The organism is Mycolicibacterium neoaurum (assembly GCF_036946495.1).
Lineage (GTDB): Bacteria > Actinomycetota > Actinomycetes > Mycobacteriales > Mycobacteriaceae > Mycobacterium > Mycobacterium neoaurum_B.
In genome coordinates, this window is the sequence record NZ_JAQIIX010000002.1 from 857,658 (window position 1) to 882,192 (window position 24,535).

Sequence of the window (24,535 nt, forward strand, 5' to 3'; positions counted from 1 at the left end):
GTCACGCCAGCGTGGCGTGGTTCTCCTTCTCCCCTGCGGTCACCGCGATCGCGGCTCCCAGCGGATCGCCGTCGGCCATCAGGGCGAGCAGATTCGCGTCGGTGGTCAGCGCCATGAACCGGCTGCCGTCGGCATCGAGCCTTCCGATGATGACCCCGGTGGTCGTCGGCCAGTCGTAACGCACCGAATACGTTTCGATCGTGCCGCGACCTTCGGGGTGCCGGGTGACCGCGACCCTCGGCTGCCCGTCGATGCTGGCCTGCAGTTCCCGACTGCGGTCGGTACGCCATTCGACCGGCGCGGTCGAGTACACCCCGACCGAATACTTGCTCATCACACCGCCATTGGCGCCGACGAGCCCGAATCGGCCCGGTTGTTCCCTCGCGCTGCACACCGTCTCGGCGATGCCGTGCAGCGAGTAACTGTTGCCGGGGCCGCCGAAGAACGGCAGCCCTCCGGTGAGCGTGAGACCGCGCGGATCGTCGGTGGCCAGCCCGGCCGAATCGCACACCGAGAACACCGGGAACGGGAAGCAACTGTAGAGATCGAAGGTGGATATCTCCGACAGCTTCACGTCGGCGACCCGAAGCGCTTCTGCCACCGCTATTTCCGCTGACAGGCTGGCGCTCAGGTCGGCGCGGTCGAGCAGTGATTGCTCGACGAGGTCGGCATGGCCGTGCAGATAGACCCATTTGTCCTCGGGTACCGAGAGCCGGCGGGCCGCCGCGACCGACATCAGCAGCACCGCGGCGCCCTGGTTCACCTGATCGCGGGCCACCATCAGCCGCGGGTAGGGATCGCAGATCATCCGGTTTTCGGCTGTGACGGTGGCGAGTTCGTCCACCGTCCGTTCCACCGGCGACGACGCCAACGGGTTCTTGGCGGCCACCTCCGAGAACGGCGCGAACAGTTCGGCCATCTGACGGCGGTAGTCGGCCACCGTGACGCCCAGGCGCGCCCGGCGGGCGTTGTCCAGCAGGCCGTACTGCACCGGAGCGCCCGTCAGACCGTGCGTGGCGGTGTATTCGTTCATGTACTGGTCGAAACCGTAGCCACGATCCTCCAGCTGGCCGCCGACCGTCTCGGAGTGATCCGGCTTATCGTCTCGGCCAGCGAAATAGCGCAGTGTCGAACCGTTTTCGGATCCCAGCACCAGCACCACCTCGGCATCGCCTGCGGCGATGACGCCGGCGAATTCGGTGGTCACCTTCTGCGATCCGTGCCCGCCGAGCGGCTCGAGCACGGCGCGGGCCGGGTCGGCGCCGATACGTGCGGCAACCGAGCGCGGGTAGTTGTCCGAACAGCCCAGCGGGGCCTGCGAGAACGGGGTGCAGATCTCGAACTGACGCAGCCCGACGAAGACCTCGATGGCGGAGGCGACCGCGGCCGGGTCGGCACCGGTATCGACCACCGCCGCCCGGGCCGCCTCGGTGGCCAGCTCCACCGAGGACATTCCCCGATAGCCGTCGTCGTCGATGCGTTCGGTGAACTGTCCGACGCCGACGATCACCGGGGTACGTGGATCCACCATCACTGACCTCCTGGCAGGTGTTAGTTCGTCAGGCTAACCGACGACACATCGACAACCTGGCGCGGAGGGCGACTTGACCTCGATGTCACTTAGTGACACCGTGGTGATGTCACTAAGTGACACGGAAGGGGTGTATCACCATCGACGACAAGGCAGCGACCGCGCGCCTGCGGGTATCCCGACATGCCGCGGAATTGTTCTGGGAACGGGGCGTGTCGGGCACCAGCGGTGACGACATCGCCGCCGCGGCGAACCTGTCGACCCGCACCATCTGGCGGTACTTCCGCTCGAAGGAGGCGTGTGTCGAACCACTGCTCGCCAAGTCCACACACCGGTTCATCGGGGTGCTGGACAGGTGGCCCGCCGAACTCTCCCTGGGACAGCACATGCGGGCCGACGCCATCGCCCACCCGTTCTCCGAACAGGACCTCGCCGACGAGACGGCCGCGATGCGGATCGCGGCCATGTCGGCCACCGAACCCGCCTTGCGCACCGCATATCTCATGGTCCACGACGAGATGGAGCGCGGGTTCATCCCGGTGATCGCCAAACGGCTGGGCCTGCCCGCCCAGGATCTGACGGTGCGGCTGTGCGCGGCCGCCACCACAGCGGCATTGCGGGTGGTCGACGAGGACGTCAGCACCGCCGTCGTCGTGCACGGACGAACCTTCGAAAGCCAGGACATTTTGACGCTGATCGACCGCGCCGTCCTCGATGCGACCAACGGCCGCATCGGCGCGCCGGTCGGCCCATAGAGAGGACACCGTGGCCAACCACAGCACCGAAACCACACTCCCACCGCACATCTCGGTCGAGCAGTTCTTCAATCCGCCGGAACGCGCCGGCGCCACCATCTCCCCCGACGGCACCCGGATCGCCTACCTGGCGCCCTGGCGCAATCGACTCAACATCTGGGTGCAGGACCTCGACGGCGCGCTCGAGCCGCGATGCGTCACCGCCGACGACGTCCGCAGCGTCTACCTCTACAGCTGGACCCACGATTCTCGGCACCTGTTGTACATGCAGGACGGCGGGGGTGACGAGAATTGGCACCTGCACCGTGTCGACCTCGACGCCCCGGGAAGTGTCGCAGTCGATCTCACTCCCTTTCCGAACACCCGGGTCAGCTACGAACTGCTGAAGGCCCGGCCGGGAAAGGCCGTCGTGCAGCACAACGCACGCAATCCCGAGCTGGTCGACGCCTACGAACTGGACATCGCCACAGGCGAACTCACCATGCTCGCCGAGAATCCCGGCAATGCCATCGGCTGGGTCACCGGACCGAACGGGGACCTTTTCACCAACACCCTCACCTCCGACGGCGACGTCGAGATCTCCCGGTGGGATCCGAACACGCGCACCCTGCGGCCGATCAAGCTGTACGACGGGCGCGACTATCCACTGGGAATCCACCCCATCGCGCCCACACCCGACGGCACCGGAATCTGGCTCGGCTCCTACGCCGGCGGTGACCGGATGCGGCTGATGCGCTTGGACGTCGCCACCGGCACCGAGACCGAGGTGGACAGCCACCCCCGCTTCGACCTCGGGGCGCAGATCACGTTGCCGTCCCCGTTCATCCTCAGTGAGCAGACCGGCGAGCTGATCGGCGCCCGCTATTACGGTGAGCGGCAGGTGATTCACGCGCTCGATGCCGATTTCGCCGACGTGCTCGACAGGCTGACCGGCCTGTCCGATGGCGACCTGTGGACCATCTCCTGCGATGACAGCGGGCAACGGTGGGTGGTCAGTTTCCAACACGACCGCGAGCCGGGCGTCACCTATTTCTACGACCGCAGCACCGATGAGAGCCGGCTGCTGTTCCGACCCTATCCCGCACTCGATCCCGCCGCGCTGGCGTCGATGCGGCCGGTACGCCTACCGTCCCGCGACGGACTCGACCTGCACGGTTACCTGACCCTTCCGGTCGGGGTGGAGCCCAGAGATCTGCCGATGGTGCTGCTGGTACACGGCGGACCCTGGGCGCGCGACGTCTGGTCCTATCAGCCCGACGTGCAGCTGCTGGCCAACCGCGGATATGCGGTGCTGCAGGTCAACTTCCGCGGCTCGACCGGGTACGGCAAGTCCTTCACCCAGGCCGCCATCGGGGAGTTCGCCGGCCGGATGCACGATGATCTGATCGACGCGGTCGACTGGGCCGTCGAGCAGGGATACGCCGACCGCGAACGGGTCGCCATCTTCGGCGGGTCCTACGGGGGTTACGCCGCACTGGTCGGGGTGACGTTCACCCCGGACGTCTTCGCCGCGGCCATCGACTACGTCGGGATCTCCAGTCTGCCGAACTTCATGAAGACTTTGCCCAATGTCGGCAGGCGCTTCCTGGCCACCAATTGGCATCTGTACGTGGGTGATCCGTCGGATCCACGGGCCGAGGCCGATATGCTGGCCCGCTCCCCGATCACCCGGGTGGACCGGATCCGCACGCCGCTGCTGGTGGTGCAGGGCGCCAACGACTCTCGTGTCGTGCAGGCCGAGTCCGACAACATGGTCGCCGCCCTGCGCGCCCGCGGCGTCGAGGTGGAGTACATGGTCAAGGAGGACGAAGGGCACGGGTTCGTCAACCCGGACAACAACATCGACATGTATCACGCCGTGGAGCGGTTCCTGGCCGAATACCTGGGCGGCCGCCCCTGACCCGGCGAGCAGACACTTATACCCCCAATTCCGCGAGGAAGAGGGGGTATAAGTGTCTGCTCGTGCAGGGAAATTACAGCTTGTTGAACAGCTCGCGCGCCTTGGCGGCGGTCTCCGACGGCGTCTTGCCGACGGCCACGCCTGCAGCCTCGAGAGCCTCCTGCTTACCGGCCGCGGTGCCCGCACCGTCGGAGACGATGGCGCCGGCATGGCCCATGGTCTTGCCCTCGGGAGCGGTGAAGCCCGCCACGTAGCCGACGACCGGCTTGGTGACGTTGGCCTTGATGTAGGCGGCGGCCTTCTCCTCGGCGTCGCCACCGATCTCACCGATCATCACGATCAGCTTGGTCTCGGGATCGGCCTCGAACGCCTCGAGGGCGTCGATGTGGGTGGTGCCGATGACCGGGTCGCCGCCGATGCCGATGGCGGTCGAGAAGCCGAGATCGCGCAGTTCGTACATCATCTGGTAGGTCAGCGTGCCGGACTTGGAGACCAGTCCGATCGGGCCCTTGCCGGTGATGTTGTTCGGCGTGATGCCGACCAGCGACTCACCGGGGGTGATGATGCCGGGGCAGTTGGGGCCGATGATCCGGGTCTTCTGGCCCTTCTCGACGTTATAGGCCCACGCATAGGCGCTGTCCTGCACCGGGATTCCCTCGGTGATCACGACCAGCAGCGGAATCTCCGCGTCGATGGCCTCGATGATGGCGTCCTTGGAGAACGCCGGCGGCACGAAGGCGATCGACACGTCGGCGCCGGTCTCCTTCATGGCCTCGGCGACCGAACCGAAGACGGGCAGCTCGATCTCGTTGCCGTCCTTGTCCTCATGCTTGACGGTCGTGCCGGCCTTGCGGGCGTTGACGCCACCGACGATCTGGGTGCCGGCCTTGAGCATCAGCTTGGTGTGCTTGGTGCCCTCGCCACCGGTGATGCCCTGGACGATGACCTTGCTGTCCTTGTTCAGGAAGATTGACATTCTTGTTGGCTCCCTTACTTGTTGGCCAGCTCGGCGGCCTTGTCGGCGCCGGCGTCCATGGTTTCGGCCTGTACGACCAGCGGATGATTGGCTTCGGCCAGAATGCGGCGGCCCTCGTCGACGTTGTTGCCGTCCAGACGCACCACCAGCGGCTTGTTGGCCTCGTCGCCGAGGATCTCCAGCGCCTTCACGATGCCGTTGGCGACGGCGTCACACGAGGTGATGCCACCGAAGACGTTGACGAACACGCTCTTGACCTGGCTGTCGCCCAGGATCACGTCCAGACCGTTGGCCATCACCTCGGCCGAGGCGCCGCCGCCGATGTCGAGGAAGTTGGCGGGCTTGACGCCGCCGTGCTTCTCACCGGCGTAGGCGACGACGTCGAGGGTCGACATGACCAGACCCGCGCCGTTACCGATGATGCCGACCTCGCCGTCGAGCTTGACGTAGTTGAGGTCGTTCTCCTTGGCCTTGAGCTCGAGGGGATCGGTGGCGTCCTTGTCCTCGAACTCGGCGTGGCCGGGCTGCCGGAAGTCGGCATTGGCGTCCAGGGTGACCTTGCCGTCCAGCGCCAGGATCTGGTCATCGGGGGTACGCACCAGCGGGTTGACCTCAACCAGCGTGGCGTCCTCGCCGATGAACACCTCCCAGAGCTTCTGGATGGTCACGGCGGCGGCGTCGAGCACCTCGGCGGGCAGGTGGCCCTTCTCGGCGATCTCGCGGGCGAAGGCCAGGTCGACACCCTTGACGGCGTCCACGGGCACCTTGGCCAGGCGGTCGGGCTTGGTCGCGGCGACCTCTTCGATCTCCATGCCGCCCTCGACCGAGCACATGGCCAGGTAGGTGCGGTTGGACCGGTCCAGCAGGAAGGAGATGTAGTACTCCTCGGCGATGTCACTGGCCTCGGCAACCAGCAACTTCTTCACGACATGGCCCTTGATGTCCAGGCCCAAGATGTTGTTGGCATGCTCCAGCGCGTCGGCGGGGGTGGCTGCGTACTTCACGCCGCCGGCCTTGCCGCGGCCGCCGACCTTCACCTGAGCCTTCACCATGACCGGCTTGCCGATCTCCTCGGCGATGGCCTTGGCGTCCTCGGCGGACTCGGTGACCCGGCCCGGCGTGGTCGGTACGTTGTGCTTGGCGAAGAGTTCCTTCGCCTGGTACTCGAACAGATCCATGAGTTTCCTAAAAGGGTGTCTGTCTAGGTGACGTTTCGAACTGACTTCACAGGTAGTGGGCCGGACAGACCGATGGCCGTGACTGGCTCGCTGGCACTGTATCCACCCGTCTGGCAGGCACCCGCACCGCCCACCGTTCATGTGGTACATCTCACCGACGCCCATTGGTGATACAAGTCACATTCCCCCTGGGAATGAGCTCATAAGTTGCCACCAACATTGGGATTTGGTTAACGTGCCTCTTGGTCTCGGTAACGGTCAGGTCACGGCGCTAAGGAATTTTCAGGTTGGCTGAGCACAGTTCGTCCCGATCCCCACGGGGAGCAGCGACGAAGGGACGGCGCAGCCCCCAGCAGCCCGAGAACCCGGCAGCGGTCACCGACATCATCCCCTTCAACGAGTTTGGCGATCTGTGCGAACTCGACTTCCGGGACAGCTCCGCGTTCGACAAAGAACAGCGCGTGATCGCCGCCCCCGAACTCGATGACCTGCACGACACCGACGACCTGGCCCCGCTGCGGCTGGTCATTCCCAGCGAATTCCAGTCCGACAGCGAGCCGTCGGCGCACGCCTACCGCGACAGCCACGTCGATCTGAGCGATGGCACCGCGCTGACCGATGTCATCGACATGCGCGCGCACCGCAGCGGCGGGGCGCACCGCAAGCAGACCGTCGGCGCGGTCAAGAGCCGGCTGATGATCGCCGCCATGGCCGCCGGTGCGACCGCGTCCGGTGCCTACTCGCTGTCCACGGCAAACGAAGCGACTCCCGCGCCGGACACCGTGCTCGCCGCCGACGGCACCCTGATCGAGGGCGCCTCGACCACCGGATCGGCCGACGGTGTGCAGATCGTCGCCGTGCAGCCGGTGGCCTCCTCCGCGGTGCACGCCGAAGAGATCAGCAAGGCCGCCGCCTTCGCTCAGGAGCGCGCCGACCGCGAGGCCCGGTTGACCCGGCCCATGTTCGTCATGCCCACCAAGGGCGTGTGGACGTCCGGGTTCGGCTACCGCTGGGGTGTCCTGCACGGCGGTATCGATATCGCGGGTCCGATCGGCACACCGATCCTGGCCGCCAGCGATGGCGTCGTCATCGACGTCGGTCCCGCCGCCGGTTACGGCGCGCTGGTCAAGCTGCGGCATTCCGACGGCACCGTCACGCTGTACGGACACATCAACACCTGGTTGGTCAGCAAGGGTCAGCGCGTGATGGCTGGCGACCAGATCGCCACCATGGGCAACCGCGGCAACTCGACCGGTCCGCACCTGCACTTCGAGGTGCTGATGAACGGCTCCAACCGGATCGACCCGGTGCCGTGGCTGGCTCAGCGCGGGCTCTCCCCCGGCAATTACGTCGGTTAACTACCGTGGTCGGGGTGACGGCAGAACCTCCGGTGCCACCCGCCGACCAACCCCGCATCATCCGTCGGCACCCGACGGGCTCCTTTCCGGCGCTCGCCGCCGATCCCGCTGAGGACCGCACATCGCTGGTTTCTGCGGCGCTGGTTCCTGCGGCCGCCGACAGCACGCAGACCGCCTACATTCCGCGACCGGTTCCGGTGGCCGTCCCCGGCCGCCCCGCCGCCGGGCCCGCCACCGCAATCTCAGCCGCCATTGCGAGCATTCTCAGCGGATGGGCGACCGCGGTCATCGCCACCGATCTGATCGCCGGCTGGTGGAACACCGATCTGCTGTTCTGCATCGCGATCGGGTTCCTGACCGCGATCTCGGCAGGCGCCGGTATCGCCGGGCTGATCGCGCTGTTGCTGCAGCGCCGGATGGGCCGGTTGCTGATCATCGTCGGGGCCGCCATCGGATTGCTCATCTTCGGCAGCCTCTTCCTGGCCGGGGCCAAACTTCACCCGGTGGTCTTCGCGATGCCGGTGCTGCCACTGGCGACGGTGGTACTGACACTGCTACCTGCCACCCGGCGGTGGTCCCGGGGCCCGGGCCGCTAGAGCTTCTGCACCGGCGCGTGGTTGTGCATCAACTTGACCCGCCCCGCGCTGCCGAAGTCGATCAGCGACATGGCCGATTCGCCCATCCCCGAGACCTCTTCGACGCGGCCGAGTCCGTACTTGTCGTGGCTGACCCGGTCGCCGGGTTCCAACGTGATGATCGTGCGGTTGCGCGCCTTACCCGGTGCGGGACGGGCGTTCTCGGCAAAGCGGCCGACCCGCGGCGCGCTCAGCGCCGCCGAGGGTGCCTCCACGCGCCGCCAGTTGACCAGGTCCTCGGGAATCTCGCGCAGGAACCGTGATTCGGGGTTGAGCATCGGCTGTCCCCATGACGAGCGCACCTTCGCGCGGCTCAGGTACAACCGCTGGCGCGCCCGCGTGATACCCACGTAGGCCAGCCGGCGTTCCTCACTGAGCTCGGTGGGGTCACCGAGTGCCCGCATGTGCGGGAACATGCCGTCCTCCCAGCCGATCACGAAGACCACCGGGAACTCCAGACCCTTGGCGGTGTGCAGCGTCATCATGGTGACCACGCCGGAGCCGTGCTCGGGGATCTCGTCGGCGTCGGCCACCAGCGAAACCCTTTCCAGGAACTGGGCCAGCACCCCGGTATCGGGGATGTCCTCGTCGCGGTCCTCCTCTTCGGCCAACGCCTGCCGGTTGGCAAGGTCGATGCTGAATTCGTGAGCGACGCTGACGAGTTCGTTGAGGTTGTCCAGCCTGGCCAGATCCTTTGGGTCACTGGATGATTCGAGTTCACGCCGGTATCCGGTGCGTTCCAGCACCGCCTCGACGAGGTCGCCGAGTTCACCGTCGAGTCGGCCGCGCAGCTCGTCGAGCATCTGCACGAAGGACGCGATGGCCTTCTCCGAGCGGGTGTTGAGCATCGGCACCCTGCCCTCCGCGGCGGCCTGCAACGCATCGTTGAAGCTGCCACCGCTGTTCTCGGCGTACACCGCGACGCAGGCCTCGGCCCGGTCTCCGATCCCACGCCGCGGGGTGTTGAGGATGCGGCGCATGCTCACCGAGTCCCCCGGGTTGTCGAGCACACGCAGGTAGGCGACGATATCGCGAATCTCTTTGCGCTCGTAGAAGCGGACACCGCCGACGACCTTGTAGGGGATGCCGGACCTGATGAAGACCTCTTCCAGCGCGCGCGAGGAATTGTTGGTGCGGTAGAAGACCGCGACGTCGTTGTACGAGATCTGCTCCTGGTCGGCCAGCGCATCGATCTCACCGGCGACGAACCGCGCCTCGTCGTGCTCGTTGTCGGCGACATAGCCGACGATCAGCTCACCCTCGCCGGAGTCGGTCCACAGTCGCTTCTCGCGGCGTCCGGCATTACGGGCGATCACGGCATTGGCGGCGTTCAGGATCGTTTGCGTCGAACGGTAGTTCTGTTCCAGCAGAATCGTTCTGGCGTTGGGATAGTCGCGCTCGAAGTCCTCGATATTGCGGATGGTGGCCCCGCGGAACGCGTAGATCGACTGGTCGGCGTCACCCACCACACACAATTCAGCCGGGGTGACGCCATCCGGGGTGGTCTCCAGACCGACCAGTTCGCGGACCAACACGTACTGCGCGTGGTTGGTGTCCTGATATTCGTCGACGAGGATGTGGCGGAACCTGCGCCGGTAGTACTGGGCGATCTGCGGGAAGGCCTGCAGCACCGCCACCGTCTCGCCGATGAGATCGTCGAAGTCCAAGGCGTTCGCGGCCCGCAGCCGGCGCTGGTACTCGCCGAACACCGCGGCGATGGTCTTGGACATGTCATCGGAGCTGTCGGTCAGGTCGGCGAGCGCCTGATCGGGATCGATCAGCTCGTTCTTCAGGTTAGAGATGCCGTTGGCCAGCAACCGCGGCGTGTACCGCTTGGTGTCCAGGCCCATGTCCTTGGCGATCATCATGAGCAGCCGACGCGAATCGTCGGAGTCATAGATCGAGAAGTTCGAGTTCAGCCCGGGCAGCAGTGAGGCCTGGTTGCGCAGGATGCGCACGCAGGTCGAGTGGAAGGTGGACACCCACATGTTGCGGGCCCGCGGGCCGATCAACCCGACGACGCGTTCGCGCATCTCGGCGGCGGCCTTGTTGGTGAAGGTGATGGCCAGCACCTGCCCGACGCCGACATCGCGGGCCGCCAGCAGGTAGGCGATGCGCCGAGTGAGCACCGCGGTCTTTCCCGATCCCGCGCCGGCCACGATGAGCAGCGGGGATCCTTCATGCAGCACAGCTTGGCGCTGCTGTGGGTTGAGCCCGTCGAGCAGCTGTTCGGTATCTGAACCCTGGGCCGGCGCGTCAAAAAGAGATGTCATTTCGGTCTCGAATCTACCGCCGATGGGTGACAGCCGGGTCATGCCCCGCGTGCTGGGGTGCGGTCACCTTTGCGTCGAATCGGCCGTCGGTGGCACACTCGATTCGTGCTCCATCGGCAGCGACGATTTTTCTACGGGTACCGGTCCGCGGTGCCCGTGGTCTAGCTGCTTCCCTTCCAGCCCCGCGGTCCGCATCTGCGATCCGGGGCTCTGTTGTGTGAGGCCCCGAACCGGATGAACCAAGACGCCACCAACAGCGAGGAGAACCCCGTGAGTGCCGAAACACAGACTGCCGCAGATATCGACGAACTCCGCCTGGAGATCGACCGCCTCGACGCGGAGATCCTGGCTGCGGTGAAGCGCCGCGCCGAGGTGTCGCGCATCATCGGCAAGGCGCGGATGGCCTCCGGCGGCACCCGGTTGGTGCACAGCCGCGAGATGAAGGTCATCGAGCGCTACAGCGAGCTCGGCCCAGAGGGCAAGGACCTGGCCATGCTGCTGCTGCGCCTCGGCCGCGGCCGCCTCGGCCACTAGTCAACCTGCGATTTCGGCGCGGATACGTTCGGTCAGCGAGCGTATCCGCGCCGAAATCACTACGGGGTGAAGGCGATGTACTTGGTCTCCAGGTACTCCTCGATGCCCTCGGAGCCGCCTTCACGGCCGAACCCGGACTCCTTGATCCCGCCGAACGGCGCCGCGGCATCCGAGATGACCCCGCGGTTGACACCCACCATGCCCGCCTCGACGGACTCCGCGACGCGCAGCGCGCGGTCGAGGGACTGCGTGTAGATATAGGACGCCAGCCCGTACTCGGTGTTGTTGGCGGCAGCGATGCCCTCCTCCTCGGTATCGAAGCCGGTGATCGGCGCGACGGGCCCGAACACCTCCTCCTTCAGGATGCGGGCCTCGGCCGGGACGTCGGCCAGCACGGTGGCGGGGTAGAAATGTCCGGGACCGTCCGGGGCCACTCCGCCGACGGCCACCTCGGCGCCGCGGGACACCGCGTCGGAGACCAGGTCGGCGACGATGCCGAGTTGCTTGGCCGAGATCAGCGGGCCCAACGTCGACGAGTCCTCAAGGCCGTTGCCCAGCGAGTACTCGCTCATCCGCTTGACGAGCTTCTCGGTGAACTCCGCGCGCACCGCATTGGCGACGTGGAAGCGGTTGGCCGCCGTGCAGGCCTCACCGCCGTTGCGCATCTTTGCCAGCAGCGCACCCTCCACCGCGGCGTCGACGTCGGCGTCGTCGAACACCACGAACGGGGCGTTGCCACCGAGTTCCATCGAGGTGCGCAACAGCTTGTCGCTGGACTGTTTCACCAACGCCTTGCCCACCCCGGTCGAGCCAGTGAACGTCAGCTTGCGCAGTCGGCCATCGTCGATCAGCGCGGCGGTGAGGTCGCCGGGCTTGGTGGTCGGCAGCACCGAGAGCACACCCTTGGGCAGACCCGCCTCGTCGATCAGCTTGGCCAGCAGCAGCATGGTCAGCGGGGTCTCCTGCGCCGGTTTGACCAGCATGGTGCAGCCGGCCGCGAGGGCGGGGCCGATCTTGCGGGTCCCCATGGCCAACGGGAAATTCCACGGCGTGATGGCGTAACACGGGCCGACCGGCATCTTGGTCACCAGGATGCGTCCGGTACCCGCCGGGCTGTGGGTGTAGCGCCCGTCGATGCGGACGGCCTCCTCGGCGAACCAGCGGAAGAACTCCGAGCCGTACTTGACCTCGCCCCGGCTCTCGGCCAGCACCTTGCCCATCTCCAGGGTCATCAACGTCGCGAGGTCTTCGCTTCGCGCGGTGAGGGTTTCGAACACCGAGCGCAGGATCTCACCACGCTCGCGCGCCGGGGTGGCGGCCCAGTCGGCCTGCACGGCGGTGGCGGCGTCCAGTGCGGCGATACCGTCCTCGGGCGTCGCGTCGGCCACCGAGGTGATCACCTCGTCAGTCGCGGGGTTGAGCACGTCGAACTTCTGGGAGGAAGCCGAGCCCCGCTCCTCACCACCGATCCACAGACCGGTGGGCACGGATGAAATCAACTCTGCCAACTTTTCGGTGCGCATACATCCATCATGTACACCCTCGATCCCGGCACCGCACTAAGGTCGGAAGAATGAGTGCTGACATCACCGGGACGGCCGCATGGCATTCGTTGCAACGTCACCACGAGGCGGTGGCGCCGAAGAATCTTCGGGAACTCTTCGACGAAGATCCGACCCGCGGCACCGATCTCACGCTGACCGTCGGCGATCTCTACATCGACTACAGCAAGCACCGGGTGACGCGCGAGACGTTGGCACTTCTGGTCGAGCTGGCTGTGGCGGCCGGGCTTGAGGATCGCCGCGATGCCATGTACTCCGGTGCGCACATCAACACCTCGGAGGACCGTGCCGTTCTGCACACGGCGCTGCGGCTGCCAAGGGGTGCCGAACTCAGCGTGGACGGCCAGGATGTGGTCGCCGATGTCCACGAGGTACTCGACGCGATGGGCACGTTCACCGACCGGTTGCGCTCTGGAGAGTGGACCGGCGTCACGGGTGCGCGGATCACCACGGTGGTCAACATCGGTATCGGTGGCTCGGACCTGGGACCGGTGATGGTCTACGACGCGCTGCGCCACTACGCCGACGCGGGCATCTCGGCACGCTTCGTCTCCAACGTCGATCCGGCCGACCTCGTCGCGAAGCTGGACGGATTGGACCCGGCCACAACGCTTTTCATCGTGGCGTCAAAGACATTCTCCACGCTGGAGACGTTGACCAACGCGACGGCGGCGCGGCGATGGCTGACCGCCGCGCTCGGCGATGACGCGGTGTCCAAGCACTTCGTCGCGGTGTCGACGAACAAGAAGTTGGTCGACGAATTCGGTATCGACACCGCCAACATGTTCGGGTTCTGGGATTGGGTGGGCGGCCGCTACTCGGTGGACTCGGCGATCGGGCTGAGCGTGATGGCGGTCATCGGTCGCGAGCGCTTCGCCGAGTTCCTCGCCGGGTTCCATCTGGTCGACGAACACTTCCGCACGGCACCGTTGGCTCAGAATGCGCCGGCCCTGCTGGGGCTGATCGGCCTCTGGTACAACAACTTCTTCGGCGCGCAGTCCCGCGCGGTGCTTCCGTATTCCAATGATCTGTCCCGGTTCGCCGCCTATCTGCAGCAGCTGACCATGGAATCCAACGGCAAGTCGGTGCGTGCGGATGGCACACCGGTCAGTACCGACACCGGCGAAATCTATTGGGGCGAGCCGGGAACCAACGGCCAGCATGCGTTCTATCAGCTGCTGCACCAGGGCACCCGACTCATCCCGGCAGACTTCATCGGTTTCTCCCAGCCGACCGACGATCTACCGACGGCCGACGGCACCGGCAGCATGCACGACCTGTTGATGAGCAACTTCTTCGCCCAGACCCAGGTGCTGGCCTTCGGCAAGACCGCCGAGGAGATCGCGGGCGAGGGCACCGACGCCGATGTCGTCCCGCACAAGGTGATGCCGGGCAACCGCCCGAGCACCTCGATCCTGGCCACCAAGCTGACCCCGTCGGTGGTCGGCCAACTGATCGCGTTGTACGAGCATCAGGTGTTCACCGAGGGCGTGATCTGGGGCATCGATTCGTTCGACCAGTGGGGTGTCGAGCTGGGCAAGACCCAGGCGAAGGCGCTTCTCCCGGTGCTGACCGAGGACGCCTCACCTGCGAAGCAGACCGATTCGTCCACCGATGCACTGGTGCGCCACTACCGAACGGAGCGCGGTCGATCGGCGTGACCCCTCGGCGCCGAGAGTGACGTAATAGCTGCTCCGGACACGTCGGGGGCAGCCATTACGTCACTCTCGGCGCAGGGCCGAAAGCGGGGTCAGGCCCGAAAAGCGCGTACCCGCTGTGCCTTTCGGCGAGCAGCGGGTACGCGTCGTATCGAGATGCTGTGTTACGGGGCGGGAATGGTTGCGCATCCCACATTCGGGATGCAGCCGCTTGCGCCACCGGGGCCTGCGGTGCCACTCGGGCCGCCGGGTGCGAGCGAGCCGCTCGCGCCACCGGGGCCGGCCTCACCCGCGGGACCACCGGGAATGGCGCCGCTGGCACCGCCGGGTCCGGCCTCGCCGCCCGGACCACCAGGGATCACGCCACTGGCGCCGCCGGGTCCGGCCTGGCCTGCGGGTCCGCCGGGTGCGATGGCGCCGCTGGCACCACCGGGTCCGGCCTCGCCGCCCGGACCACCAGGGATCACACCACTGGCGCCACCCGGTCCGGCCTCACCAGCCGGTCCGCCGGGAATGGCGCCGCTGGCGCCGCCCGGGCCCGCGGTGCCGTTGACCGCACAGGGCGTGCCGTCGGCGTTCCAGCACGGCGGTGGGGCGGGGGTTGCACCGGCGACAGGCGCGAACGCGATGGCCGCACCCGCAGCACCGGCAAAGAGGAACGGGGTCATCTTCGTCAGTTTCACCATCATGAAATGAGAGTTACCACTGACTAAGTCGGGCTAAACATCGCCCGGATCGCAATCCTTTCGAGATCACGCGAAGCGTTTGGTGTACTTGGGCGGCAGCAGCCGCATGATCTGGGTCAGCGGCGCCCATGGCCAGCTAGGCACCACCGCGCGGCCATTCTCCTTCTCGATGGCCGCGACCATCGCGCGCACACCGGTCTCGTTGTCGACCATCAACAGGGTGTTCGCCGCCTGCGCCGTCATCTCCGATTCGATGTAGCCCGGTTCGATCACGGTGACCCGGATCGGACCCTTGTCGTACTCGGCGCGCAGGGACTCGCCAAGGGAGGTCATGCCCGCCTTCGACGCGGCGTAGGCGGCCTTGGTACCGGGCACACCGGTATTGCCGAGCACCGAGGAGATGAGCACCAGATGCCCGCCACCGGCCTTCTGGAACAGCTGCAGCGCGTACTCGATCTGCACCAGCCCGGAGACCAGATTGGTGGTCAGCGTCGCGGAGTTGTGCCAGGGCTTGCCGCCACCGATCTGGTAGCCCTTGCCGATGCCCGCGTTGACGATCACGCGGTCGATACCGCCCAGTTCGTCGGACAGTTGCCCGAAGACCTGCGGGATGGCCTCATGATCATCGACGTCGAGTGCGGCGATGGCGACCTTGGCATACGGGTGCTTGTCGAGAATCTCGGCACGCAGTTCTTCCAGCCGATCGAGGCGGCGCGCGCACAGCGCCAGGTCACGGCCCATGGCCGCGAAGGCACGAGCCATCCCGGCACCGAGGCCCGAGCTCGCACCGGTGATGAGTATCTTCTGGCGGGTCATGGCAGCAGGATAACCGAGTTAGATAGCTGGCCGGAAACCCTCAGAGTTCGGTCGCGGTATCGGAGCCCGCGCCTCGGCGTGCGAACGCATTCCACATGGCGTATCCGGTGGTGAAGCCCAAGGCGATCGACATCATCGACACCAACATCACCGTGACCGCCGCGCTGCCCTGCCCCGACGCGAGCTCGGTGAGGCCGATCATCCCGATCGAGCTCGGTACCAGCAGCCAGAAGCCGGGTGCCAGCATGACCTGGGCCACCGGCGTCATGGACAGCCTGCTCAGGGCCAGCGCGCTCAGGATGAGGATCAGTCCGCCGCCGAAACCGCTGACGTAACCACCGAAGACGGCGTTGGTCAGCAGCTGAGCACCGTAGGCGGTGAACAGCACCAACGTCAGCCACGGCGCGAACCCGCGCGGCGGACCGAGATGCAGGATGATCCCGACGGCGTAGACCGCCACCCCGAGCCACGGCGCCCAGCTGCCCAGGGTGTTCACCGGCACATCGGCGAGCTCGGACCAGGTCAGCCCGAGCAGCTGGACGGCCAGCAGGATGCCCAGAGCCAGCTGGGCCAGGCGCATCAGTCCCGCCATCAGTCGTGCCGATCCGGAGACCACCTCGCTGGTCGACGATTCGATGACGGCCAGGGTGATGGCCACCCCCGGCAGGAACAGCGTCAGCGGCGCGATCAGCACCCGCAGGCTGTCGTGGCCCATGTGCAGGAGCCGGCCGAGGCTGAAGGCCACATAGGTCACCAGGAACGCGCTCAGGACGGGGAGCAGCTGGCGCAACGCCGGATTGCGGCGGGTGAGCAGTTCCAGCAGTCCGACCACCAAACCGAAGCCGGTCGCGGCGATCAGCGACACCACCGTCGGCTGCAGGATCAAAGCGTATGCCGCACTCTGCAACCCGTAGCCGATGACGTTGACCCCACCGCTGAAACGGCGTGGCATGGCATGGATCCGGTCCAGCTCGGCCAGCCCCTCGGCCGGGTCCAATCTTCGCGTCTGGGCCTGTTCCACCAGCTCGCCCAGCGGGAAGGTCTGGTCATAACGCAACGCGGCCCCGCGGGCCACCGTCGTGTGGTGACGGTCGCCCGCTTGGATGAAGTTCGGCAACACGAGCACCGGACAGTCCGTTCCCTGCCGGGCAGCGACCCGCTCCAGCGTGTGGCGCACCATCGTCACCGGATAATCGGCGCTGAGCATCGCCGACCCGAGCCGGGCGATGAACTCGACGGTGGTTGTCGTATCAGACATGCTGCGTTCCTTGCTTTTTGGATGGTCGCAAGAACGCCAGCGCCACCGCGATCGCCAGTATGGGCACGGCTGTCAGCAACCATCCCAGCGTGTGGATGGCTTCGATCATGGCGATGTGCACACCATCGACGACCTCGCGGGCGCGCAGCGGGTCCAGCACGTTGTGCCCCTGCGCCGACTGCAGCGCCTCACGCGCCTGCTCGACGTCGATTCCCGACGAGTGCAAGAAGGCTGTGGTGCCGACGAGCGCGAACACGGCCGGGCCCATCGAGTAGGCCGCCTGCCCGACAGCGCTTTTCACCGCAGCGACCGCTCCGCTCAACTGCACGGGCGCGGCCTGCAGCATGACCGTCGCCTCGATGGTCTCCACCACCGCCGCGCCCACGGCGTTGAAGCCGACCACCGCGAAGAGCACCCACAGCGAACTGTCCTCGCCGAGCCGGGTCAGCACCAGCAGCCCGACGAGCAGCAGCACCAGTCCGCCGAGCAGTACGGCGCGCTGCCCGAACCGCACGGCAGCGCGCCCGGCGGCCGCCGCCGCAACAGCCGAAAGCAGTGCCGCAGGCGCCATCAGGACACCGAGCAACGTGGGTGATTCACCGCGCACGGCGACGAGATAGAACGCCAACAGCACCGTCACACCGCCGGACAGGAAGTTGAAGGCCATCCCGGCCACGACGGCGGCGTCGAAGGGCCCGGACCGGAAGAGCCGCAGATCCAATGCGGGACTGGGAGCGCGCCGCTCGAAGAGCACGAAGGCGATACCGGCGACCAGGCCGATGCCCAGTACACCCAGCACACCCGCGCTGAGCCCGGTCTGTAGCCGAGACAGCCCGTAGACGATGGCAAGCAGCGCGACGGCCACCAGCAGCAGACCGATCACATCGAGGCGCCGGTCACCCCTCGGCGTCTCGGGCACGTATCTGCGCACCATGACCAGCGCCACGACGGCGAGCACCGGGCCTACCAAAAATGCTGCGCGCCAACCGATGTGCTCGACCAGCAGCGAACCGATGACCGGCATCGGCACCGCGACGGCAAACCCAGCCCCCAGGTGCAGCGAGATGGCCGCGGCTCGTCGCTCGGGCGGGAACACGACGTTGACGATCGCCAGCGCCAGCCCGAGCTGCAACGCGAAGGCCAGTCCGACACCGGCCCTGGCGACCACCAGCACTCCGGCATTGGGTGCCAGTGCCGCGAGTGTCCCGAACAGCATGGTGCCCAGCAGTCCCAGCGAATACATACGTTTCATGCCGTACTTGTCGCCGAGAGCCCCCGCTCCCAGCACCCCGGCGGCCAGGGCCAGGGTCGCCACGCTGGCGACGAAGCTGGCGGTGCTCGCCGACAGCTGCAGTCCGTGCCGCACCGCCGAAATGTTGGCCGACAGGATCACCGGATCAGCGGAGGTGATGCTCGATCCCAGTCCGGTGGCCAGGATGGTCATCGTCGCGGCGGGACCGGACACCACGGTCGGACTGGCCACCGGCCTCCTCGCTGCTACTTGAGCAAACGCGACATTCTCCGGTCGGCGAGCTTCTTACCACCGGTCTGACAGGTGGGACAGTACTGGAAGGACTTGTCCACGAAGGAGACTTCGGCAACAGTGTCACCGCACACCGGGCACGGCAACCCGGTGCGTGCGTGCACGCGCAGCCCGGACCGTTTCTCCCCCTTGAGCGTCGCCGCCTGCTGCCCCACCGACCGTGCCACCGCATCGGTGAGCACCGCGGACATCGCATCATGCAGATCGGCCAGCTGCGCCTCCGACAGCTTGTTGGCCGTCGCGAACGGTGACAGCTTGGCCACGTGCAGGATCTCGTCGCTGTAGGCATTGCCGATTCCGGCGATGATCTTCTGGTCGGTGATCACCGTCTTGATCCGGCCGCCATGGGCGGTGAGGACCTCCGTGAGCTCCTGTGGTCCCAACGCCAAGGCGTCGGGGCCCAGCGCGGCGATCTGCGGGACGTCCGTGGGGTCTCGCACGACCCAGACGGCCAGCCGTTTCTGGGTGCCGGCCTCGGTGAGATCGAAGCCCACGGTCTGACCCGGCTCATCACCGGTCATATGCACCCGCAGCGCGATCGGGCCCTTACCGGGCTTCAGCGGTGCGGGCGCGAGCTTGTCCGACCAGCGCAGCCAGCCGGCTCGTGACAGGTGCGTGATCAGGTACATCTCACCCATCACCAGCCCCAGGTACTTCCCCCATCGCTGGGACCCGGTGACCGGCCGGCCGGCCAGCGCGGTCACGGGCGGATCGAAGGTCTTCAGAACCGACAACGCGGAGATGTCGACCCGCACGATCTCGCGGCCGACGGCGTGGCGGCGCAGATGGTCGGCGAGCGCCTCGATCTCGGGAAGCTCGGGCATGGGTCCAGTGTGCCGGACAGGCACCGATATCGTCTCTGATGTGCTGGCGGCGGTGCGTCGATTCCTGGTGATCAACCCGGCGCCGGGCCGGTGGCAGTTCGCGGTGCGCGCCGCCATCTGCATGGCGGTTCCGGTACTGGTGGGTTGGCTATTGGGCGACACCGGTGCCGGGCTGATCGCCGTGATCGGCGGATTCACCTCGCTCTATGGCAGCGGAAGGCCCTATCGGAACCGAGCCGGATACCTGGCGACGATCGCGGTGTGTTTCGCGGCCGCGGTGACCCTCGGCGACTGGGCCGCGGCCATTCCGTGGCTCGGACTGGCGACCATCACCCTGATCGCGATGGTGGCCGTCCTGGTCTGCCACGCGCTCGGTGTGGGCCCGCCCGGCGCGTTCATGTTCGTCCTCGGCTGCGCCGCGGGCACCGCCACCGCGGCGACCCATCTGCCGCCTTGGCATATCGGCCTGCTGGTGCTCGCCGGTGGCGCCTTCTCCTGGGTCGTGCACATGCTCGGGGCGTTGTCGGAGGCGCTACTGGGCAACGGGGGAAAGCACGGTCCAGAAGTGCGCGCCGTCGCGGCCGCCCGCACCGCCGTCGAGCGCTATCGACGCAGTGGCGACAACACCGACCGTCATCTGGCCGCCAAGGCGTTGCATCAGGCGTGGACGACGCTGGTCAATTATCAGCCGACGCGCACCGAACCCGATGAGGTGGTCACCCGCCTACGCGCGGAGAATCTGCAGCTGCACAGGGTGTTCGGCGCCATCGTCAACGGCGCGCCGCTCCCAGCCACCCCACCTGCCGACCGCGGTGCGCGGCTGCCACTGGGCAGGCCGGGAAATGCGGCCCTGCTGCGGCGGGCGTTGACGCCGGGCTCGGAGTCCGTCCGGGTGACGCTGCGTGTCGGGGTGGCGGTGGCACTGTCCGGCATGTCGGCGCTGCTGTTGACCGCCGACCATTCCTATTGGGCGATGGCCGCCGCGGTGCTGGTGCTCTACCAGGGTTTCGATTGGTCGCGCACGGTGCAACGCGGTGCCGAACGCATGGTGGGCACGCTGCTCGGACTGGGGCTGGCGGCCGCGATTCTGGCCTGGCAGCCGCAGGGTTGGTGGTTGGTGGCGGTGGTCTCCGTGCTCCAGTTCGCCATCGAGATGTTCGTGGTGCGCAACTACACCATCGCCGTCATCTTCATCACCCCGCTGGCACTGACCATTGCCGCCGGCGGGCGTCCTGTCGCCGACCTCGGTCACTTCCTGCTGACCCGGGGCCTGGATACCGTGATCGGTTGTGTGATCGCACTTCTGGTGTATCGGGTGGCACTGCGTCGACATGGGCCGGCTCCGCTGAACGCCGCGCTGGCCAGAACCGTCGCGGCGACCCATCGGACCGAGGTACACCTGCAGGCGGGTGCGGTCAGCAGCGCACCGGCTCGAGCCGCACGCAGGGATCTGCAACTGAGCGCGCTGGCGCTGCTGGAGACCTATCAGGCGGCGATCGGCGGTTCGTCCGCGCAGCGCGCCGAGGCCGAACGATTGTGGCCGACGGTGGCGGCCACCGAACAGGACGCGTATCGGACGTTGGCGACATGCTGGGCGCTGGAGCACCCGGAGAACTATTAGCGCTCAGACCTTTTCAGATCACCGGCCAGCACCGACAGCAACCAGCTGACGATCGACAGCACGATGGCGGCCCAGATGGCGGTCCACCAGAACTCGTCGATCTGCAGACCCCAGTGGGTGGTGTTCTCGGTGATCCAGGAGGTGATCCAGAGCATCCAGGCGTTGATGACGATATGGATCAGGCCCAGGGTCAGGATGTAGAGCGGGATCGAGATGAACTGCACGATCGGCTTGATGATCGCGTTGACGAACCCGAACACCACGGCGACGATGAAGATGATGCCGACCCGCTGCAGCGTCGAGTCACCACCGACGATGCTGATCCCGGGAACGAGCATCGTCACCACCCAGAGCGCGACGCCGGTCAGCGCGGCCCGCAGCACGAAACCCATGGCCGTCAGTCTGCCGCGCGTAACAGGTAGATGTCCATGATCCAGCCATGCCGTTGCCTTGCCGCGGCGCGGATTTCGGCGATCTGGTCGGCCACCTCCCCCACGGTGCCCGCCACCAGCAACTCGTCCGGCGTTCCGAGATAGGCGCCCCACCAGATCCGGGTGCCGGGTGGGCAGCCACGAAAGGAGCAGTCCCCGTCGAGCATCACCACGGCCGCGCCGGTGAGCCCGTCGGCACGCAGCCGGCGCCCGGTCGTGATCAGCACGGGCTCACCAATATCGTTGAGCGGGATGCGATGCCGCGCGGTCAGCGACTGGATGGCGGTGATGCCGGGTATGACATCGAACTCGAAGTCCACGTGTTCGGCGACGCGGTCGAGGATGCGCAGGGTGCTGTCGTAGAGCGACGGGTCACCCCAGGCCAGGAAGGACCCGCTCGCGCCGTCGGGCAGTTCGGTCTCGATGGCACGAGCCCACAGTTTCGCCCTGGCCGCATGCCAGTCGTCGACGGCTTGCTCGTAGGGCACGTCGGCGGCCCGGGTGGGATCGGGCAGGGTGACGAACCGGTATCCGGGTTTCTCGATGAAGCGATCGCAGATGAGTCTGCGCAGCGCAACCAGGTCATCCTTGGCCTCACCCTTGTCCATCGCGAAGAAGACCTGGGTGTCGTTGAGTGCCGAGATGGCCTGCACCGTCACGTAGTCGGGGTCGCCTGCTCCGATGCCGATCACATGAATGGTGCGCACCCGCAAAGGTTAGTCGATCGGATTTACCCGGTACCGCAGGTATTGACTACCGCCGGTATCGGGCTTACCGTCGAAAACCTCGGACCGCTCAAGGGAGAGTCGACGATGACCGCTTCGGTGAAGGCATCCACCACACGCGCAGAGTTCGCCGAGCGCCTGCTCAAGGGCTCGGTGCGCAAGTCCTACGAGCCGATCGTCGACATCGACTGGGACGCACCCCTGGATCCCGACAAGTTCTACCTGCCACCGAAGGTCGTCTCGCTGTACGGCACCGAGCTCTGGGATTCGATGAGCCGGGCCGAGCAGATCGAGTTGTCCCGTCAGGAATTGGTCAACACCTTGTCGGCGGGCATCTGGTTCGAGAACATCCTCAACCAGTCGCTGCTGCGCAAGATGATGCATGCCGACCCGACCGCGGCGACCACGCACTACGAGCTCACCGAGCTCGGTGACGAGACCCGACACATGGTGATGTTCGGCAAGGCCATCGCCAAGGTGGGCGCCAAACCCGTGCGTCCGCGGCTCTACCAGCGGATCATCATCAACGCCCTGCCGTTCGCATTCCGCGGCTCGGTGTTGTGGGTCGCTGCATTGATCGGCGAGGAGATCTTCGATTCGCTGCAGCGCCAGATGATGGACGATGACGAGTTACAGCCGATGGTCCAGCGACTCATGCGCATCCACGTCACCGAGGAGGCCCGCCACATCCAGTTCGCGCGCGACGGCCTACGCAAGCGCACGCCGGAGATGTCGCGCGCCAAGCGGATCTGGGTGGGCAACCTCAACGGGCTCGGCGGGCCGTTCTTCCGCCACCTGTTCACCAATGCGGTGCAGTACCGCCGGGTGGGTCTGGACGGCAGGGCCGCGCGCCGGATGGCCCGTCGTTCACCGCACCGCAGGCAGGTACAGATCGCCGGGTTCGCGCCATTGGCGTCATTCCTCGACGAGGTCGGCTTGATGGGCCCGATCGCCCGGCGGATGTGGCGGCGCAGCGGGTTCCTGCCGAGCGGCACGGCCTCGATCGAACCCGCAGCCCGGGTGACGGAACGCCCCGACGACAGCGCCAACGATGATGACCTCTACAGCGGCCCCGCGACGGTCGACGGCCGCGAGGTCCAGGTCCTACTGGCCGGCCATCTGGACCCCATCGACGGTCGATACCATTGGCGCGGAACGGTTTTGGCCCCGCCGCCCGATGGCGCCGGAAATCTGGTCTCGATCACCATCGGCGAGCGCACCGCATCGGCGAAGTTCACCGAGCGCAGCCAGCAGGGCGGTTACTCGATCGCCGGGGTGGGCACACCGCCCTTCCCGAGGTAGACCTTCCGCCGTCACCGAAATTCGACCTCGGCGATTGGTACCGAAAAACTAGAACGTGTTCTAGTATCGGGCCCATGCGGTTCACCTATGCGGAAGCCATGACCGATCCGAAGTACTACATCCCGTTGGCGAAAGCCGCTGACGAGGCCGGATACCACGGGATGACGATCGCGGACAGCGTCGCCTACCCCGAAGTATCGGACTCGAAATATCCCTACACCGAGGACGGCAACCGGGAGTTTCTCGACGGCAAGTCGTTCATCGAGACGTTCGGACTCATCGGCGCGCTGTCGGCCGTCACCACCCGCCTGCACTTCAACGTGTTCGTCCTGAAGCTACCGATCCGCCCGCCTGCCCTGGTGGCCAAGCAGGCCGGTTCGTTGGCCGCGATGTTCGACAACCGCCTCAACCTCGGCGTCGGCACCAGCCCGTGGCCCGAAGATTACGAGATCATGGGCGTCCCGTTCGCCAAGCGCGGCAAGCGGATGGACGAATGCATCGACATCGTCCGGGGCCTGACCTCCGGGGACTACTTCGAGTACCACGGCGAGTTCTACGACTTCCCGCGCTTCAAGATGACGCCTGCCCCGACCAAGCCCATCCCGATCCTGATCGGCGGGCATGCCGATGCCGCGCTGCGCCGCGCCGCGCGCAACGACGGCTGGATGCACGGTGGCGGCGATCCTGAGGAACTCGACCCGCTGCTGGCCAAGCTCGCCAAGTTCCGCGAGGAGGAGGAACGCATCGGCAAGGCCGACGAGTTCCAGATCCACGTCATCTCGATCGACGGGTTCACCCTCGACGGCGTGAAGCGCCTCGAGGACAAGGGCGTCACCGACGTCATCGTCGGTTTCCGGATCCCCTACATCATGGGCCAGGACACCGAGCCGCTCGACGACAAGATCCGCAACCTCGAGTGGTTCGCCGAGAACGTCATCGCCAAGGCCTGATATCGACGGCCTGATACCG

General features: G+C 66.6%; 21 protein-coding genes. 9 read left to right on the plus strand and 12 right to left on the minus strand.

The window, feature by feature from the left end:
• Position 1 precedes the first annotated feature (1 nt).
• Positions 2-1,534, minus strand: coding sequence for an acetyl-CoA acetyltransferase (locus tag PGN27_RS09515; RefSeq protein ID WP_335325906.1), 1,533 nt, complete (start codon positions 1,532-1,534; stop codon positions 2-4).
• 113 nt (positions 1,535-1,647) lie between these two features.
• On the opposite strand from PGN27_RS09515, the gene PGN27_RS09520 reads away from it, so the two are divergent.
• Positions 1,648-2,286: a TetR/AcrR family transcriptional regulator gene (locus PGN27_RS09520; RefSeq protein ID WP_418888577.1), complete on the plus strand. Its 639-nt coding sequence runs from the start codon at positions 1,648-1,650 to the stop codon at positions 2,284-2,286.
• Positions 2,287-2,296: 10 nt separating this feature from the next.
• Positions 2,297-4,186 (plus strand): S9 family peptidase, encoded by a 1,890-nt coding sequence (locus PGN27_RS09525; protein ID WP_335325907.1) that lies wholly within the window; start codon positions 2,297-2,299, stop codon positions 4,184-4,186.
• A 73-nt stretch (positions 4,187-4,259) separates the two neighbouring features.
• Here PGN27_RS09525 and sucD read toward each other — a convergent pair whose 3' ends face one another.
• Positions 4,260-5,162 carry a succinate--CoA ligase subunit alpha gene (sucD, locus tag PGN27_RS09530; RefSeq protein WP_335325908.1) on the minus strand — a complete coding sequence of 301 codons (903 nt, stop codon included), beginning with the start codon at positions 5,160-5,162 and terminating at the stop codon, positions 4,260-4,262.
• Positions 5,163-5,176: 14 nt separating this feature from the next.
• On the minus strand, positions 5,177-6,340 hold the full coding sequence (gene sucC, locus PGN27_RS09535; RefSeq protein WP_335325909.1) for an ADP-forming succinate--CoA ligase subunit beta: 1,164 nt from the start codon (positions 6,338-6,340) through the stop codon (positions 5,177-5,179).
• Between the two features lie 287 nt (positions 6,341-6,627).
• Here sucC and PGN27_RS09540 point away from each other — a divergent pair, with 287 nt between their 5' ends.
• Positions 6,628-7,698 carry a M23 family metallopeptidase gene (locus tag PGN27_RS09540; protein WP_335325910.1) on the plus strand — a complete coding sequence of 357 codons (1,071 nt, stop codon included), beginning with the start codon at positions 6,628-6,630 and terminating at the stop codon, positions 7,696-7,698.
• Between the two features lie 14 nt (positions 7,699-7,712).
• Entirely contained in the window at positions 7,713-8,294 is a 582-nt protein-coding gene (locus PGN27_RS09545) for a hypothetical protein (protein ID WP_335325911.1), read from the plus strand.
• On the opposite strand, the gene pcrA is transcribed toward PGN27_RS09545, so the two are convergent.
• The gene (gene pcrA / locus PGN27_RS09550) at positions 8,291-10,606 is read right to left on the minus strand and encodes a DNA helicase PcrA (protein WP_335325912.1); all 2,316 of its coding nucleotides are present in this window, start codon (positions 10,604-10,606) and stop codon (positions 8,291-8,293) included. The two genes, PGN27_RS09545 and pcrA, sit on opposite strands and share 4 nt — an antisense overlap.
• A 234-nt stretch (positions 10,607-10,840) precedes the next feature.
• Here pcrA and PGN27_RS09555 point away from each other — a divergent pair, with 234 nt between their 5' ends.
• Positions 10,841-11,140 (plus strand): chorismate mutase, encoded by a 300-nt coding sequence (locus tag PGN27_RS09555; protein ID WP_042509872.1) that lies wholly within the window; start codon positions 10,841-10,843, stop codon positions 11,138-11,140.
• A 59-nt stretch (positions 11,141-11,199) separates the two neighbouring features.
• On the opposite strand, the gene PGN27_RS09560 is transcribed toward PGN27_RS09555, so the two are convergent.
• Positions 11,200-12,663: an NAD-dependent succinate-semialdehyde dehydrogenase gene (locus PGN27_RS09560; RefSeq protein WP_335325913.1), complete on the minus strand. Its 1,464-nt coding sequence runs from the start codon at positions 12,661-12,663 to the stop codon at positions 11,200-11,202.
• Between the two features lie 50 nt (positions 12,664-12,713).
• Between PGN27_RS09560 and pgi the strand changes: the two genes are divergently transcribed.
• Entirely contained in the window at positions 12,714-14,363 is a 1,650-nt protein-coding gene (gene pgi / locus PGN27_RS09565; RefSeq protein WP_335325914.1) for a glucose-6-phosphate isomerase, read from the plus strand.
• A gap of 161 nt (positions 14,364-14,524) precedes the next feature.
• Here the strand turns inward: pgi and PGN27_RS09570 are convergent, their stop codons facing one another.
• From PGN27_RS09570 to PGN27_RS09590, 5 genes are all read right to left on the minus strand, one after another.
• Positions 14,525-15,049, minus strand: coding sequence for a hypothetical protein (locus PGN27_RS09570; protein WP_335325915.1), 525 nt, complete (start codon positions 15,047-15,049; stop codon positions 14,525-14,527).
• Between the two features lie 63 nt (positions 15,050-15,112).
• Complete coding sequence (locus PGN27_RS09575; RefSeq protein ID WP_335325916.1) at positions 15,113-15,862, minus strand: SDR family oxidoreductase; 750 nt, start codon at positions 15,860-15,862, stop codon at positions 15,113-15,115.
• 40 nt (positions 15,863-15,902) lie between these two features.
• Positions 15,903-17,120, minus strand: a complete 1,218-nt coding sequence (locus tag PGN27_RS09580) for a threonine/serine exporter family protein (RefSeq protein ID WP_335325917.1) — start codon at positions 17,118-17,120, stop codon at positions 15,903-15,905.
• Positions 17,113-18,603 (minus strand): MFS transporter, encoded by a 1,491-nt coding sequence (locus tag PGN27_RS09585; protein WP_335325918.1) that lies wholly within the window; start codon positions 18,601-18,603, stop codon positions 17,113-17,115. Before PGN27_RS09585 ends, PGN27_RS09580 begins: the two co-directional genes overlap by 8 nt.
• 14 nt (positions 18,604-18,617) lie before the next feature.
• Positions 18,618-19,487: an Fpg/Nei family DNA glycosylase gene (locus tag PGN27_RS09590; protein ID WP_335325919.1), complete on the minus strand. Its 870-nt coding sequence runs from the start codon at positions 19,485-19,487 to the stop codon at positions 18,618-18,620.
• On the opposite strand from PGN27_RS09590, the gene PGN27_RS09595 reads away from it, so the two are divergent.
• Entirely contained in the window at positions 19,486-21,108 is a 1,623-nt protein-coding gene (locus PGN27_RS09595) for an FUSC family protein (protein ID WP_335325920.1), read from the plus strand. The two genes, PGN27_RS09590 and PGN27_RS09595, sit on opposite strands and share 2 nt — an antisense overlap.
• Here PGN27_RS09595 and PGN27_RS09600 read toward each other — a convergent pair.
• Both PGN27_RS09600 and cobF read right to left on the minus strand, forming a co-directional pair.
• On the minus strand, positions 21,105-21,500 hold the full coding sequence (locus tag PGN27_RS09600; protein WP_335325921.1) for a phage holin family protein: 396 nt from the start codon (positions 21,498-21,500) through the stop codon (positions 21,105-21,107). The two genes, PGN27_RS09595 and PGN27_RS09600, sit on opposite strands and share 4 nt — an antisense overlap.
• A 5-nt stretch (positions 21,501-21,505) precedes the next feature.
• Entirely contained in the window at positions 21,506-22,246 is a 741-nt protein-coding gene (gene cobF / locus PGN27_RS09605; protein ID WP_335325922.1) for a precorrin-6A synthase (deacetylating), read from the minus strand.
• A gap of 105 nt (positions 22,247-22,351) precedes the next feature.
• Here cobF and PGN27_RS09610 point away from each other — a divergent pair, with 105 nt between their 5' ends.
• Both PGN27_RS09610 and PGN27_RS09615 read left to right on the plus strand, forming a co-directional pair.
• Positions 22,352-23,566 (plus strand): diiron oxygenase, encoded by a 1,215-nt coding sequence (locus PGN27_RS09610; protein ID WP_335325923.1) that lies wholly within the window; start codon positions 22,352-22,354, stop codon positions 23,564-23,566.
• 74 nt (positions 23,567-23,640) lie between these two features.
• Positions 23,641-24,516, plus strand: a complete 876-nt coding sequence (locus PGN27_RS09615) for an LLM class flavin-dependent oxidoreductase (protein ID WP_335325924.1) — start codon at positions 23,641-23,643, stop codon at positions 24,514-24,516.
• The last annotated feature ends 19 nt before the right edge of the window (positions 24,517-24,535 follow it).